The organism is Thermostichus vulcanus str. 'Rupite', assembly GCF_022848905.1.
Taxonomy (GTDB): domain Bacteria; phylum Cyanobacteriota; class Cyanobacteriia; order Thermostichales; family Thermostichaceae; genus Thermostichus; species Thermostichus vulcanus_A.
Genome location: NZ_JAFIRA010000021.1, coordinates 1 through 13,953 on the forward strand (window position 1 = coordinate 1; position 13,953 = coordinate 13,953).

The 13,953-nt window shown below is 52.0% G+C and carries 14 protein-coding genes and 1 CRISPR repeat array; of the genes, 1 reads left to right on the forward strand and 13 read right to left on the reverse strand.

Going from position 1 to position 13,953, the window contains the following annotated elements:
• The first annotated feature begins 286 nt into the window (after positions 1-286).
• Positions 287-1,679: direct repeats of the CRISPR family, unit length 37 nt; unit sequence GTTCCAATCCTCGATCGCCCCGAAGGACGATCGCAAC.
• A gap of 184 nt (positions 1,680-1,863) precedes the next feature.
• The 13 genes from cas2 to secG form a co-directional block, all read right to left on the reverse strand.
• Positions 1,864-2,154, reverse strand: coding sequence for a CRISPR-associated endonuclease Cas2 (gene cas2 / locus JX360_RS09215; RefSeq protein ID WP_244350365.1), 291 nt, complete (start codon positions 2,152-2,154; stop codon positions 1,864-1,866).
• Positions 2,155-2,165: 11 nt separating this feature from the next.
• On the reverse strand, positions 2,166-3,197 hold the full coding sequence (gene cas1c, locus JX360_RS09220) for a type I-C CRISPR-associated endonuclease Cas1c (RefSeq protein WP_244350366.1): 1,032 nt from the start codon (positions 3,195-3,197) through the stop codon (positions 2,166-2,168).
• Positions 3,194-3,811: a CRISPR-associated protein Cas4 gene (gene cas4, locus JX360_RS09225; protein ID WP_244350367.1), complete on the reverse strand. Its 618-nt coding sequence runs from the start codon at positions 3,809-3,811 to the stop codon at positions 3,194-3,196. The genes cas1c and cas4 overlap by 4 nt, the downstream gene beginning before the upstream one ends.
• Entirely contained in the window at positions 3,801-4,247 is a 447-nt protein-coding gene (locus JX360_RS09230; protein WP_244350368.1) for a DUF29 domain-containing protein, read from the reverse strand. The genes cas4 and JX360_RS09230 overlap by 11 nt, the downstream gene beginning before the upstream one ends.
• Positions 4,248-4,249: 2 nt before the next feature.
• Positions 4,250-5,191, reverse strand: a complete 942-nt coding sequence (gene cas7c / locus JX360_RS09235; protein ID WP_244350369.1) for a type I-C CRISPR-associated protein Cas7/Csd2 — start codon at positions 5,189-5,191, stop codon at positions 4,250-4,252.
• A complete protein-coding gene (gene cas8c / locus JX360_RS09240; RefSeq protein WP_244350370.1) occupies positions 5,184-6,953 on the reverse strand; it encodes a type I-C CRISPR-associated protein Cas8c/Csd1 in 1,770 nt (589 codons plus the stop codon). Before cas8c ends, cas7c begins: the two co-directional genes overlap by 8 nt.
• Positions 6,950-7,636, reverse strand: a complete 687-nt coding sequence (gene cas5c / locus JX360_RS09245; RefSeq protein ID WP_244350371.1) for a type I-C CRISPR-associated protein Cas5c — start codon at positions 7,634-7,636, stop codon at positions 6,950-6,952. The genes cas8c and cas5c overlap by 4 nt, the downstream gene beginning before the upstream one ends.
• A gap of 242 nt (positions 7,637-7,878) precedes the next feature.
• A complete protein-coding gene (locus JX360_RS09250) occupies positions 7,879-8,532 on the reverse strand; it encodes a hypothetical protein (RefSeq protein ID WP_244350372.1) in 654 nt (217 codons plus the stop codon).
• Positions 8,533-8,555: 23 nt separating this feature from the next.
• Positions 8,556-10,814, reverse strand: coding sequence for a CRISPR-associated helicase Cas3' (gene cas3, locus JX360_RS09255; RefSeq protein ID WP_244350373.1), 2,259 nt, complete (start codon positions 10,812-10,814; stop codon positions 8,556-8,558).
• Positions 10,796-11,203: a cation transporting ATPase C-terminal domain-containing protein gene (locus JX360_RS09260; protein ID WP_244350374.1), complete on the reverse strand. Its 408-nt coding sequence runs from the start codon at positions 11,201-11,203 to the stop codon at positions 10,796-10,798. Before JX360_RS09260 ends, cas3 begins: the two co-directional genes overlap by 19 nt.
• 136 nt (positions 11,204-11,339) lie before the next feature.
• Positions 11,340-12,014, reverse strand: a complete 675-nt coding sequence (locus JX360_RS09265) for an HAD family hydrolase (protein WP_244350375.1) — start codon at positions 12,012-12,014, stop codon at positions 11,340-11,342.
• 48 nt (positions 12,015-12,062) lie between these two features.
• Positions 12,063-12,722, reverse strand: coding sequence for a YqiA/YcfP family alpha/beta fold hydrolase (locus JX360_RS09270; protein ID WP_244350376.1), 660 nt, complete (start codon positions 12,720-12,722; stop codon positions 12,063-12,065).
• Positions 12,723-12,735: 13 nt separating this feature from the next.
• Positions 12,736-12,975 carry a preprotein translocase subunit SecG gene (secG, locus tag JX360_RS09275; protein ID WP_244350377.1) on the reverse strand — a complete coding sequence of 80 codons (240 nt, stop codon included), beginning with the start codon at positions 12,973-12,975 and terminating at the stop codon, positions 12,736-12,738.
• A 241-nt stretch (positions 12,976-13,216) separates the two neighbouring features.
• On the opposite strand from secG, the gene JX360_RS09280 reads away from it, so the two are divergent.
• On the forward strand, positions 13,217-13,759 hold the full coding sequence (locus tag JX360_RS09280; RefSeq protein WP_244350378.1) for a cyclic di-GMP-binding domain-containing protein, MshE-related: 543 nt from the start codon (positions 13,217-13,219) through the stop codon (positions 13,757-13,759).
• The last annotated feature ends 194 nt before the right edge of the window (positions 13,760-13,953 follow it).

Here is a 13,953-nt window from a genome sequence, read left to right on the forward strand (position 1 = left end):
AGGACGATAGTGCTCCGCACGGCGCAGAGCGCCATCGCAACTCTCTGAGTATTGCTTGGTCATGGGGATGGTGTTCCAATCCTCGACCGCCGCAAGGCGGCGCGCAAGCTTCGCCCCGAAGGACGATAGTGCTCCGCACGGCGCAGAGCGCCATCGCAACTCTCTGAGTATTGCTTGGTCATGGGGATGGTGTTCCAATCCTCGACCGCCGCAAGGCGGCGCGCAAGCTTCGCCCCGAAGGACGATCGCAACGCGCACCAGGGATCCCGTGGTTAGCCAGATGCGCGTTCCAATCCTCGATCGCCCCGAAGGACGATCGCAACCCACCGCTCATCCCCGTCACCAGGTAGGTGACGTTCCAATCCTCGATCGCCCCGAAGGACGATCGCAACGACTGTTAGGAATTGTCATGTGACTGACCTAAGACGTTCCAATCCTCGATCGCCCCGAAGGACGATCGCAACGCACCAGCCGCTGGGCTTGGCGCACCGTGACGGGGTTCCAATCCTCGATCGCCCCGAAGGACGATCGCAACCTCCATGGAGATTCTTCGCCGTTCCACACTGGGGTTCCAATCCTCGATCGCCCCGAAGGACGATCGCAACAGTTACGTCACCAACCCAACTAGGGTAGATTGCCCGTTCCAATCCTCGATCGCCCCGAAGGACGATCGCAACCGCTGCTGCTGAGGCGAAAATCTACCAGTCCGTGGTTCCAATCCTCGATCGCCCCGAAGGACGATCGCAACCTCGTTAGAGGGACAAACCGACCACGGGGCCTTTTGTTCCAATCCTCGATCGCCCCGAAGGACGATCGCAACCTATATTCGCTAGATTCATAGGTGACGCTATGGATGTTCCAATCCTCGATCGCCCCGAAGGACGATCGCAACGAGTCAACCTGTATCTACATTAAGCCCACGTCCGGGTTCCAATCCTCGATCGCCCCGAAGGACGATCGCAACCCCGCATTCTGACGATAAGCAACTGTGGGGTGACGGTTCCAATCCTCGATCGCCCCGAAGGACGATCGCAACTACCGCTCGTGAAGCCACGCGGAAGGTGGAGGAGAGTTCCAATCCTCGATCGCCCCGAAGGACGATCGCAACTCAGGGTCTAATCCCGATTGGCGTAAGTAGTACCAGTTCCAATCCTCGATCGCCCCGAAGGACGATCGCAACGTGGGTGTTATCCTCTAGGATCCCAGGAGGAGGGTTCCAATCCTCGATCGCCCCGAAGGACGATCGCAACCGTGGATGAGATGATCACCGCTTACCAAACAGGGGTTCCAATCCTCGATCGCCCCGAAGGACGATCGCAACCTCAAACGTCAGATGCACCAACTGACGGTGAGTGAAGTTCCAATCCTCGATCGCCCCGAAGGACGATCGCAACGGATCCCTGTCGGTGCGGTTACGCACCGCACAAGTTCCAATCCTCGATCGCCCCGAAGGACGATCGCAACGTTTGAACAGTTAGCAACCGATTACACCCAGGATCTAGTTCCAATCCTCGATCGCCCCGAAGGACGATCGCAACGGTTTGTTGACTGCCATCAGGCCGAGCCAAAGTCCGGTTCCAATCCTCGATCGCCCCGAAGGACGATCGCAACTATTCGCGGTGGTATCGGTAGCGGTATTGCGGTTCCAATCCTCGATCGCCCCGAAGGACGATCGCAACGCCATTATTCTAAACCCTTGTTCAGCAAGGGATCCAGCCATTGAAATCGCGAACCCGATTATTGCTTGCCATTGTCCTGCTAACACAGCAACATTGGGATCCCTCAAATCCTTGCTGAGCAAGGTATCCAGCTGATCGCGGATCCCCCAGGAAAACAGCCACCACTGGAGGTTCGCGCAGGCCATCATAAGATCAATGGCTCCTCGAAATCGACATATCGATCCACCCCATAGCACTCTAGGTTTTTCTCTCGAGGAGCAGGCAAACGGTAGAGCCGTAAGCTATCCAGTTTGGGATCCATAATCTTGGTCAGTTTTGCCCGCAATTTTTCGTACTGAGCTTGGTCAACCCTGCATTCAAACACCGAGTATTGCACCCGCTGCCCAAAATCTTTGCAAACCATCGCCACCTTGCGCAGTCGTTTCTTGCCTGCTGGTGTCTCGGTATTCACGTCATAAGTCACCAAAATGTCCACAATTGGATCCTTCAACGAAACAGAAACGGTTGATAACAGGGTAGATCGCCCCGTAAATAACGGGCCAAAAGCCGAGCCTGAATATGTGCAATCAGACCATAGGGAATTTTGGAGTTCAAAACTGGGTGGGTGATCTCTTCTTGTTTGCGCTTTTGGTAGGCTGCCAAAAACGTTTTGCGGGCTGTCTCAGTTAGGTAGATTCCACCTCCAGGTCTATCCACAAAATCATCGGGTTTGATCTGATTGCGATTGATAAGGGTTAGCACCAAGCGATCCGCTAGCGGAGCACGCAATTCTTCCATCAGATCCAAGGCTAGAGCCGGTCTGCCGGGGCGTAACGCATGAAGAAAGCCCACTTGAGGGTCGAGACCCACCGATTCACAGGCGGCCACACACTCATTGCTCAGGAGGGCATAGGCCAGAGATAGCAAGGCATTGACAGGATCCCGTGGAGGGCGACGAGACCGTTCTGTAAACCCGAAAACATCTCGATTAAGGCGAATCATGCCGCTAAACGCCGCGAAATAAGCTCTCGCCGCAGAGCCCTCAATGCCTCGCAACACATCCAGATCGGATGCCTGTTCAGCTCTACGGATGCCGTCAGCTTGGGCTTCAGCAGCTTCGTTTAGAGAACCTTGGTCAGGGGATCCCTTGCCTTCCCGTGCGGCCCGTTTCAGCACAGTACGAGCATTTTGCAACTTTCCAGCCACCATGAGACGAGCAATTTCAAGGGTTTGCCCCGGATCATTGAGGACAGCATATTGAGCCTGACGCAACAGCACATTACCCGTGGTCGGGCCATTCAAGCGAGCGTGAAAGCGACCATATTCGGATAGCCACACCACATCACGGCCATCCTCAGCACAGCGATGGAGCAAAAACGGGCTGACCAGAACATTGCCAAAGACCACAATACTTCTGAGGTGATGGAGCGGAATCTGAAAAACCATTTCTCGTTCCACCTCAACTTTGAGAGTTTCGTGGTCAAGCCGTAGATAGGATCCCTGGGTTTGGATATAGAGGGTATTCAAAATAGGCTTCATGGTTCTGGGTCAATATAAAAGGGATCCTGAAAGACGAAATGTTTAATCACAGAGGGCATACATAGCTCCAAAAGTGAGCAATCTGGGCAACGAGCATCATCAACGGGTGGAGGAACCCGCTGCGAGGCCAAAAGCTCACGAGTAGCTTGAATCGTCTGAATAACCGATTGGCGTAAATTAGGATCGGCTAGGTCAACCTCTCGCCGACGTTTGGACGCGGCATGATAAATTGCCCCGCGTGGCACTGGGATCCCTAGCATCTCTTCCAGACATAGGGCCTGAGCACACAGTTGAATGTCATCGGCCTCTCGGGCTTTTTTGGAGCCAGACTTGTATTCGACAGGATAAGGGATCCCGTTGTCTAGAAACTCAACCACATCCGCCACCCCAGTTAAGCCCAGCGTCTGCGACCAGAGGGGCATGGCTCGTTCGACATGGATCCCGTCTTCCGTTTGAAAATCTGGCTCATGCACCCGCTCATGCAGCCGTTGTCCCCGCAGAGTGTAGAGATTTTCCTCCCAGATTTGCTCAATATGAATCAGCGCACATTGTCGCGGGCAAAAGGCCATATGTTGTAGGGCACTGATCGGGATCCACTCGTCTTCATGTTCCATTGGGTAAGAAGCCCTCATCCAGAACTTGATCAGGGGTATAGGGACAGGTTTGTGGAAAATGTGAAGTAGCTAGCCCCGTTTCGTCTACAGCCTGATCGCAAGACAATCGGTATATGGTTTCAAGATTTTCCTCCATAAAGGATTTGAGGCTAGGACTATCCTGAAGTAAATCTTTCACCCTTTGACGATGTTCACGAATGGTCACCTTCCAACTATTAGTGCGTTTCTCTGGTTGATATTGCCACTTGAGGAGATGCATGATCAAAACAATTAGATTGCTTTTGAGAGAGCGTCTATCTGATTTTCCCAAACTCTCAATTTCCTCCGCAATGTTATCAATATCTAACTGATCCCACTGCTGAGATCTCAGTAAGTTCGCCATCTTTTGTGACCATAGATAGTAGTCTTGGTCATATAAAGAAGTCTGAGCAGTCATGGTTATCCCTCTAGGAGCTTAGTCAGAGTAATGCCCGATGGTAAATCGCTCTCCTGAATGGTTACATCGTAATCGGTGAACTTGCGGGGTGTCAGGATCCCATCCCGACGACGAATTTGGATTCGTTCAAACAGTTTATGGGCCGGAGCATTGCCTAGCTTTTTCTCATGGCTGAAGATGTACAGTCCCCTGGGAGCCATTTGTCCACGACTGGCACTGCGGTCGAGATCCCACATAAACATCAGGGCATCCCAGAATAGCTCTAAATCTTTGGATGTCACTCCCGTTTGTTCTGCCAGATAGGGAGAGAAAAAACCGTGAGTAACATAAAGACCGTAGGGAATCAGGGTTTTACGTCCCATTTCGGTCACTTTCCCGCCACCCTTGCGTCCACTTTCATTGTCCTCCGCCGTCATCACTTCTGCGTCTTCTGCTTTGGTAATGGCAATACGTGTGATGGCCAAATCTAAGGGCATGATGGGATCCACAGAACGAGCAAACGTAATCTGAATTGGGCCACGCACTTGACCGCAATTGACCCCTGTGGTCATGACTGCTCCAAACATACGTATGTCATAGAAGTTCTGACACATCCAGGTGCGAGCTTTGGTGACATCCTCCCGTTTTTGCTTGGTGCCTGTGGATTTGATTTCAGCAGCCTCGTAGGCGCGAGCATGGAGATCATTCAGGGCAATGCCCTTATTTTGAACGTAGATTTTGGTGGTTTCTGCCTGTCCATATTCCAGATCGATAAAGTTACGGATCTTACGCTTGAGACAGACATCGGTCACTAAGCCCTGCATGGTTTCTGGATCGGTTCTGGGCAGGTTGCCCCCATCGGGATCCCCGTTGGGGTTGCCATCGGTGACATCAAAGAGCAAGACAAAATCATGCCGTTTTTTGGGATCATAATGGGTGGCAATTTGCTGTGTAGAGTCAGTCATGATTCAATTCTCCTTGAGTATCCATTTGAGATTGCTTTTTCTTCTCGGCACCTTCTGCGGCACGTCGGCGGTTGTCGGCTCGTTGATGGTAGTAACCCAGCCCAAATAAACTTTGTTGTTGCATGGTTAGTGAGGTGGGCAGTGCGGCGGGATCCAATCTGACCAAGATTTCTTCTAGTTGCCGTTCTAGAGCTTCATAAGTTCCTTTGGAGTCTTTGCGGATTTTGGCTAGGTGTGGCTGAGCCTTGGCGATTAGATCCCCCAAGATCTTTTTGGGTGTGGTGGAAGCCGCACTGTAGTAGCGATCCACCAGAGTTGTGTTGATACCTCGTTGAGCGGCCCGTTGGATGATCTCCAGTTGAGCAAAGAGTCGACCACAGTGATAGGCGGCCTGATCTGGGGGATCCAGCTCAGGATTGAGGTTGAGAGCTTCGAGATCGGGCATAGGGCGAGATGTCCTCCTCCAGTGAGATAACAAAATCAGCTTTAACAATGCAGCACGGGCATGGGGGATCTCTCCCTCCACGGCAATGCGACGGGTCGCTCTTGTTAGCAGGCTATCTGGGAGTGGGTCTCCCGATAGGGCACAGCGGAGCAGCGCAGTTGGGACAGTAGGCTGCATTTCTTTGGCAGGATCCCGGTAGGCACTGGCAGCTAGGGCATAGATGCCAAAGGGTTTGCTGGGTTGACCATAGGGATCCACAATTTGTTGATCTTGAAACCACTGTTTGAGATGCCGTTGCACATCGGGAACTGTGGTTTGCAACCAACTGCGTACCACAGCACGGGCATTGTTTGCAGTGAGTGAGAGGGCATAAAACTCATTTTCATGTCCCTGAACAGAATAGTTTTTCTCGCCTTTGAGTGCAGACTTGAGGAGGTTCTGAACATCAGCAGCCTGAGGTTTATCTAAGTAAGAGAAGAAATCAAACTCCTCAGGATCCCGGGTCCAAAACACGAACACACTTGAACCAACTCGCAAGTGAGTGTGTTCTTCGGCCAGCAAGTAATTGAGTGCCTTGCCAAACTTTTCAGCAGCCGAACGGGAGATGGGAGAGGTGAGAGAGTTTTTTAAGCCATAGGAGGTAAAAGCATCAGCATTAGCTGAGACCAAGGAAGTACCTGAGGGCTGTCCATCAGGGATCCCTTTGATGGGTTCAGGCAGTCGATCCACCACTTGCGTTTCTTGACCCGTCACCAGACACATCATCACAGGTAAAGATGATTCTTCTTCATCGCCGCCAGCCGTATACCGTGCCCAAAACTCCTGAATGGCTTGGTTTTCGGGATTTGCATCGGCAGGGATCCGTTTGCCAATCCGAAAGGTAACGACATCACTGGGATCAAATCCTTCGGGGAGTTGAGCTTGTGAGGGATCCCAATTATTTAAAAAATTTAGTATGGTTTGAACAGCAGGATCTTTGGTGGCTGCAACACAAGCCTGGACTAGCTCCTTGAATTGTTGATGGCACTTAGAAACCCGTTCTAGCTTGGATCCTTCCTTGGGGATTCCTAGAACGTATTCGCCAGTATCCGCTAGCAAAACCGGTTGAATAGCAACCGTACGCTTTTTTGGTAGTTTGGGAACTGTTTGCTCAAGCCCTCTCTGTGTTGCTTTGCTATCTCCACCTCTAGGTGTAAAACCAACCAGCTGACTTTGTGGATTTAATTCAATCCACCAGCGAACCTTAGTTTTTCCATACATCTCGGGAGGCAGATCTAAGCGAGTTTCTGCAAACTCCTTCAGTTTGGTTAAAATCATCCTGGGATCCTCAAAACACCGTGTTCCAAACGAGCGCGAAAAAACTTTGGTTGGGCATTTCCCTTGACAATTCGGGATCCCTGACCATCGTGAGTGAGATAGTGAATGGCTCCTGCCGCATCTTCGACAAACCCGACATCCTGTAACATCAAGCCCAACTCATCGCTCAGATCAATGGGCTGCTCTGTTCCATCAGGTTCTGAGAAATAGGCGGTGAATTCACGGGTGCCTAGGTAGGGCTGATGGTGACATTGCCCCTGGGCTACCCGGCGACGAAACTGATCTCGATATTTAGCAACAGGATCCGTGGCGTGAGGTTTGAGGTTGATATCGGCCCAGATAACATAAGCCACATCTCGTAAACAGAGGGTATGTCTCTGGGCACGGTCATCTTCTGCAAAAAATCCTCCCACGCCCTCCTTGCTCCACCCCTGAGCAGATCGCTCACTTTGCCAGGTGGTGATCTCGTTCCGCAAAATGGAGAACCGGCGAATCGGCTTCAGCACCCAGATTTCCCGCACCTGCCAGGTAAACTCAGGTTTCCAAAAGATGGCTTCCAGGATCCCGCGTGCTGCACTGGGGGTCATCACCTCATAGCTGACCCGCTCTGCACCAAATTCAGGACGGGTGAAACAGGCAAAATCACCCCACGCTTTCACGGAGAGCCAATTTCCGTACCCCATTATACCTCCCTGCCCATCTCAACACATGGTATTTTTTGAAGTCTAGCTTAAAGGATTGGGTCGATTGAATCATAGGTCACAGGCTTATGCCCTAACTGGATCCCCTTCAACAGGTCGTACCCCCCTCCCAAAGCCAGAGATTAGGGGCAATCTCAACGCGGGATCCCTCAGATGGGCAAAATTCTTGGAGGTGAAAGTTAGCCAAAAACAGCTGCAGGATACGGACAGACAGGATGCTGGACTCACTGATCCTCTTCCCGCTGTAGCATCCACATCAAAATGGCCATCACATCTTCTAAGTCAGTGGGCACTCGATAGAGCATCAAATCTTGAACGATACATTTTTGTTGTCGGTCAAGGGATCCAAATTGCCAAATATCGCCCGTAGTGACAGCTCCATAAATGATCTTGTCTTTTGAATCAATCCAAGCATCTAAAGCAATTAGCTCGGCTGCAAGCTGCACAAACCCTCGCCCTAAATCTGCTTGTTTAGCCTCGACAATTAAAACATGGTGCTTCGATTTGAGGTAATAGTCCACATCTCCTCGCAAGAATTGATTCACTTCGATTTTGTACTCGATATTAACCTTGACATCAACTAGATGAACAATATCAAGAATAATTGGAGCAATTAACATCTCACGGCGGCTAGCCTCGCTGCTCAGATCAACATGTTTCTGTGCCACTATGATCCGCTGCTTAGTTGATTGGGCTTGCGGAGTCACCTTGTTTTTATAAGCAGATGCTCTTTCAAATAAAGCCAGTTCCTGATGGGTGAACGTGACTCCCAATTCTTGGAGAATCTCGTCGATGGGGAACCGCATTTCAAAATAGCTGCGAAACGTATATGTCTTACTTGGATCAAGAATGGATTGCCGCCGCAGTGAGGAGGTCATTGTGTTATCCACCAATCATGAGATCAAAGAATGAGATCAATGGGATCGTAATCAATCGATTTTGATCCTAGCTGAATTCCTTTCAACGGATCATACCCCCCCTCCCAAAGCCAGAGATTAGGGGCAATCTCAACGCGGGATCCCTCAGATAGGCGAAACTCGTAGGGCCGTAGGTTGACGAGATAGGGTTGAAGGGCACGGTGATCTCCTGAAAATAGACCTCGGCGGCGGATTTGTCGCATAATCTGCTCACACGCTGGGTCATAGTTCACCACCACAGGCTGGGATCCCTCTGGAATCAGACGAAACCGCTTGGCCACCTCAGGGTAGTTCTGCCGCTGGCGGAGAGCTTGGATCCCTTGTTTGTCAAGCTCTACGGTTTGGTAAAGTCGCTGAAAGTAATCTTGAAACAAGTCAGGATCTGACAGGTTGAGCTTGATGTGTTTCAGTAATTGTTGGGTTGCCGCCACTGCTGAGCCATAGTCCCCTCTCGGCATCCCCCCTTCGACAGGTTCAAATATCACCACCCGCCCCAAATCTGACTGCAAACCCTCCCGATTGCATCGTCCCGCCGCCTGCACAATCCGATCCAGTGGCCCTAAAGCCCGATACACCACCGGAAAATCCAGATCTACCCCCGCTTCCACCACCTGAGTTGAGACCAAATAACAGGGATCCCCGGCTTTGAGTCGTTGGCGTACCTCGGCTAGCACCTGGCGGCGATGCTGCCCACACAACAAAGTTGAGAGGTGAAAGAGACCCTCTTGGGATCCCAATGCATCCAACACCGCCAGAGCATCTTTACGGGTATTGAGAACTACCAATGCCTGATGCTGTTCACTCAAATCTGTGGCCAGATCTGACCAACTCCAGGGTTGAGGAGGCATCTCAAACCGAACCCGATTGAGCTGGCGAAAATGGGCTTTAGCTTGGTCAGGTGAAATCATATCTTGAACATGATCCAGCCCTCGCAAATAATAGGAACTTCCCTCTAATGCGGGCTGAGTTGCTGTGCATAAAACCACGGTGACATGGTAGTTCTGCACCAATTCTTTCAATACGTTTAAGATGGGATCCAAAAGACCCAGAGGTAAGGTTTGCACCTCGTCTAAGATAATCACACTGTTGACGATATTATGAAGCTTTCGGCATGCGCCAGGTCGGTTGGCAAATAAACTTTCAAACAGTTGTACGGTAGTGGTCACTATTAGAGGCGCATCCCAGTTTTGGGTGGCCAACCGGGCTTGAGCTTGAAACCGAGTTGCTCCCTCATCCAGTTGATCCTGTTGCTCTTGGGAGAGAGCCACGGGATCCCGGACTGCGCTGTGATGTTCGAGTACCGCTTCCGCCCCTAGGATCTGTCGATAGACTTCAGCAGTTTGCTCAATGATGCTGGTGTAGGGAACGGCCACAATCACCCGATCCATCTGGTGAACGAGGGCATGACGTAGGCCGAACGCCAATCCACTGCGGGTTTTTCCACCTCCTGTTGGCACCGCCAAGCGATAGACACCAGGATCCCTTTCTGCGGCATCTACACAGGCTTGATAGACCTCCGCGCGCACACGATTCACAGAAGACTGGGCAGTGGTTGGATCCACCTGGTTCATAAAATCCTGCCGCTCTTGTAGGAAGGACTGCCATAGTGTTGCAATCGTCGGGTAAGTCCCTCGATGTTGAGCTTTATCAGGGTCAAAATGGGCTTCGGTATCCAAATAGTCAGCATCCACTAAGGCTGAGAATAAAAATCGGGAAAACAGCTCAATTCGGAAGGGATCCCGACCGAGGCGCTCAATCTCTTGCCTGTACTCAGGTGACGGTTCCAGGGGGATCCCGTCTTGTTTAGCTCGCTGTAAAACCGACTGATAAACCGTTTGCCATGAGGCGTCCTGACGTTTTTCTGCCAGCTTATTTCTCAGATCTGCCAAACTTGGGATCCCGCTGTGATGCCCATAGATGAGAGAAGCTATGGGAGGACAAATATGTGCGGCTAATACAGCTCCGTAGATGGCGTGGGGTTGACTACGCCGGGGCGGTGGAGCCCCTTGAGTTGATGCCCGATGGCACTGTTCAAGATAGCTCTGAAATTCTGGGTTGTATTTCCCTAAATCATGCCAAAGCCCTGCATAAAATCCCAGTTGCTCCGTGCCTATCCGCATAGAAAAAAATTGAGTTGCACGGGCAACTGAGTATAGGTGATCCTTCAGGACATGCCACGTACCGGATGGATTGGGAGTGTGGGCATGGGCTGGGATCCCTGAGGTCATCGTTTCCTTATCCACAGTTTGCGCAGCTCCTCAGCAGTCAACAGCAGGGCCGGACAAAACAGCAACAGCAGCCACTGAACCTCGGTGGGGGGAACGGTGCTGAACACTTCTTGAAAAACCGGCAGGTAGATAAACGCCAGCAAGGCCACACACTCGGTTCCCAAGCCTACCCACAGAAGAGGATTGTTTCGCCTGTTCCACCGAAAGGTCGACACCCATGACTCCACCACATCCCCAAAAACCCTAGCATCGTCCGGATCTGCAGGCACCTGTACCGTCCCGGTGGTGGGGGCATAGCCGGATCCCGTGACCCGTTCTTGCAGGGGATGTTCTCCAGCGCGGGGCAGGGGTTTGCCCGCCCGCAGCGCAACTGCCTCCCGGATGCCGAGTGGATAGCGACTCATACACCTCTTCAATAGGCAATGCCCAAATCGGCTGATGAACGGCTACCACATCTCCCCTGCCCTGCTGTCAGAAGACGGACAAATTCAGACAAATCAACAGAGTGCTAACACATCCTCAACCGGGATCCCGAAACATTTACATCGGGATCTCCAGTAGATTAGCTAGATCCGCAAAGCTCTCCACCACCGCATCAGCCCCTGCCTGCCGCAAGTCTTCTGGCCCGAAAGAGGTGGTGATGCCCACCGCAAAGCAACCGGCTCCCTTGGCCGAGCGGATCCCGTGGGTGGAATCCTCGATCACCAAACATAAGCTGGGATCCAACCCCAGGAGGGCAGCGGTTTTCAGATAGGGTTCTGGGTCAGGCTTAGCCCGTTGAATGTCTTCGGCGGTAATCACCCCATCAAACCAACGGCCCAGGTCAAAGCGGTTAAAAATGTGCTCCTGATCCCGACGGGTGGCGGAGGTGGTCAGGGCAAGGGTGGCGAACCGTGGACGACTGGCGGCCAAAAACTCCAGCACCCCTGGCACCAGAGGAACCTGCTCCAGTAGATCGGCAAAAGCCCTGGCTTTTTCTTCGATGAGGCGCTGGATAGCAGCCTGCCGCTCCTCCTCAGGAGTGTCTGTAAATTGCTCGATAATGTAGGCGAACATATCCCAGTCGGTGCGCCCCTTAAATAAGAGAGAAATGGGGGCCAACTCTATCGACAGGTGGCAGCGTTGCAGGGCAATCGCTCCTGCTTGGGCATGGATGGGCTCGGAGTCGACGATCACCCCGTCCATGTCAAAAAACAAGCCGTCAAAGGATGGCATGAAAAGGGCCTGTGGTGATGGGGATCCCAGCTCAACAATTATTGTTGTTTATTGTGTACCTTCACAGGCGTCGATCCAGCCACAAAAGCGACAGCTGGCTTGCCAAATCGGCTCCAACACATTGGTCAAACTATGATCGCTCTCTAAGGGCATTAGTTGTGCCCAAGGGCGATGGGCCACGTAGTCTCGGCTGGCTTGAATCGGGATCGTTTCGTCCTGGATCCCGTGCAGGATCAGGGTGGGCACAGGGCGTTGTAACGCGCCATCTGGATAGCCCTGCGCATCGGTGACAAAACCATACTCCAGAGGCAGTGGACGACCTTCCCCATAGTGAAAGACAGATAGGGATCCCGTTCGTTGCCAGGTTTCTACCGCCTCAGCACCCAAGCGGGGCAACCAATGGCTCAAAAACCCAAAGGCTGGAGCCAAAAGGATCAATCGCTGTACACAAGCCTGCCGTTCTGCCACCCAGGCTGCCACCACTCCCCCCAAGCTAGAGCCGATTAGAGTCGTTGGAGGATAGGCACACTCCGCTAGCTGCCAGCATACTTGTTGGATTTGACGGGTAAGCGTGAGCTGAGAAAACTGACCCTGGTTGAGATCCGGCACCTGAAGCAGGATCCCTATCTGCTGCAAACGCCGCTGAAAAAAGGCCGCCTTGGTTGATTTTGGCCCAGAGCCGAATCCATGCAGATAGATCACCGACACGCTGTCGAGGCCTCTACTGACCGGTAGCTGCCGAAAGCCAACCTGCCCCCAACACCACGCTGATGGACAGGAAGAGGGTGGCCACTGTCCAGGTGATGCGGTTTAGATTTTGCTCCGCACTTTTGGAGCTGGAAAACAACTGGGCCTGCCCGCCAATACCTGCCAAGCCATCCCCTTTCGGGCTGTGCAGCAACACCAAAATGATCAACAAGATGGCTGAAGCAGACCAGAGAAACTCAAAAAACGCTTCCATTACAGACGGATCCCGATAGGGCAGAGTTCTAGAGCCATTATCACCTGAAACATGCCCCGGCTGCACTCGACTGCCCTAATGTTCTGATCTGAGTCCCATGGACTCTAGGCTCAGCGCTTGAAGTAGGGAATGGGCCCAAGTCAGGCTCACTTAAAGAAAGTTAAGGCCCTATTATACTTCCCTTTAGAGGAACTGGTTATGATGTTTACAGTATTTTTCAGAAAAAGGTGGGTAACGACCAATGACTTTCCCTTCTGGCCCTCCCAGTGTTACGCAAAAGCCTTCTGCACAGCTCATTGGCCAGGTTTTACTGCAGGCTGGATTGCTCACGGAAGCTCAGGTACAGGTGGCCTTGCAGGATCAGTCTTACTGTGGGGTGCGATTTGGCGAAATTTTGGTCACCCGTGGCTGGATTAAACAAGAGACTGTAGATTTTTTGGTAGATCAGTGGCCCGAATTGTTGCAACGACGCGACAAAATGCCCCTGGGAGAATGTTTGCAAGCTGCGGGTCTACTGACACCTTTTCAGGTAGAACAGGCGGTTCGGGAACAACGCATCAACGGTATGCGCATCGGTGCGGTCATTGTTTTGAATGGTTGGTTGAAGAAAAACACGGTCGATTTCTTTTTGCAAGGCTTGGCCCCCAATCGCGTTACCGAGTCGCCTTTCATCACTAAGCCTCGCACAACGGGCCACCCTCTTTCCAAGCCAACCTCCAACACGGTGAAGAGTCAGGGGGAGGAGCTGGTAGACGAAGACATTGACCTTGAGGATCTTAACTGACTCGGTTGAAAGGCTTGCCCTGAGTGTGGGTTGAAGGGCGAGTAGTGACTCCAGTGCCTGAAGAGCAGAGCTTGCCGTACGACTGCAGAACTGCAGAATTTAACCTTCTCTTGGTGCAGTTCCGTCCCCTTTTCGGGTATATTCATCTCATACAGGTTTTGAGTTCTCTCTGACCATGTCCTTGCGTGCCGCCC

Bases quoted from the DNA above. Each gene is read 5' to 3' on its own strand.
- cas1c (WP_244350366.1), bottom strand. From the start codon at position 3,197: ATGAAGCCTATTTTGAATACCCTCTATATCCAAACCCAGGGATCCTAT.
- cas4 (WP_244350367.1), bottom strand. From the start codon at position 3,811: ATGGAACATGAAGACGAGTGGATCCCGATCAGTGCCCTACAACATATG.
- JX360_RS09230 (WP_244350368.1), bottom strand. From the start codon at position 4,247: ATGACTGCTCAGACTTCTTTATATGACCAAGACTACTATCTATGGTCA.
- cas7c (WP_244350369.1), bottom strand. From the start codon at position 5,191: ATGACTGACTCTACACAGCAAATTGCCACCCATTATGATCCCAAAAAA.
- cas8c (WP_244350370.1), bottom strand. From the start codon at position 6,953: ATGATTTTAACCAAACTGAAGGAGTTTGCAGAAACTCGCTTAGATCTG.
- cas5c (WP_244350371.1), bottom strand. From the start codon at position 7,636: ATGGGGTACGGAAATTGGCTCTCCGTGAAAGCGTGGGGTGATTTTGCC.
- JX360_RS09250 (WP_244350372.1), bottom strand. From the start codon at position 8,532: ATGACCTCCTCACTGCGGCGGCAATCCATTCTTGATCCAAGTAAGACA.
- JX360_RS09260 (WP_244350374.1), bottom strand. From the start codon at position 11,203: ATGAGTCGCTATCCACTCGGCATCCGGGAGGCAGTTGCGCTGCGGGCG.
- JX360_RS09265 (WP_244350375.1), bottom strand. From the start codon at position 12,014: ATGCCATCCTTTGACGGCTTGTTTTTTGACATGGACGGGGTGATCGTC.
- secG (WP_244350377.1), bottom strand. From the start codon at position 12,975: ATGGAAGCGTTTTTTGAGTTTCTCTGGTCTGCTTCAGCCATCTTGTTG.
- JX360_RS09280 (WP_244350378.1), top strand. From the start codon at position 13,217: ATGACTTTCCCTTCTGGCCCTCCCAGTGTTACGCAAAAGCCTTCTGCA.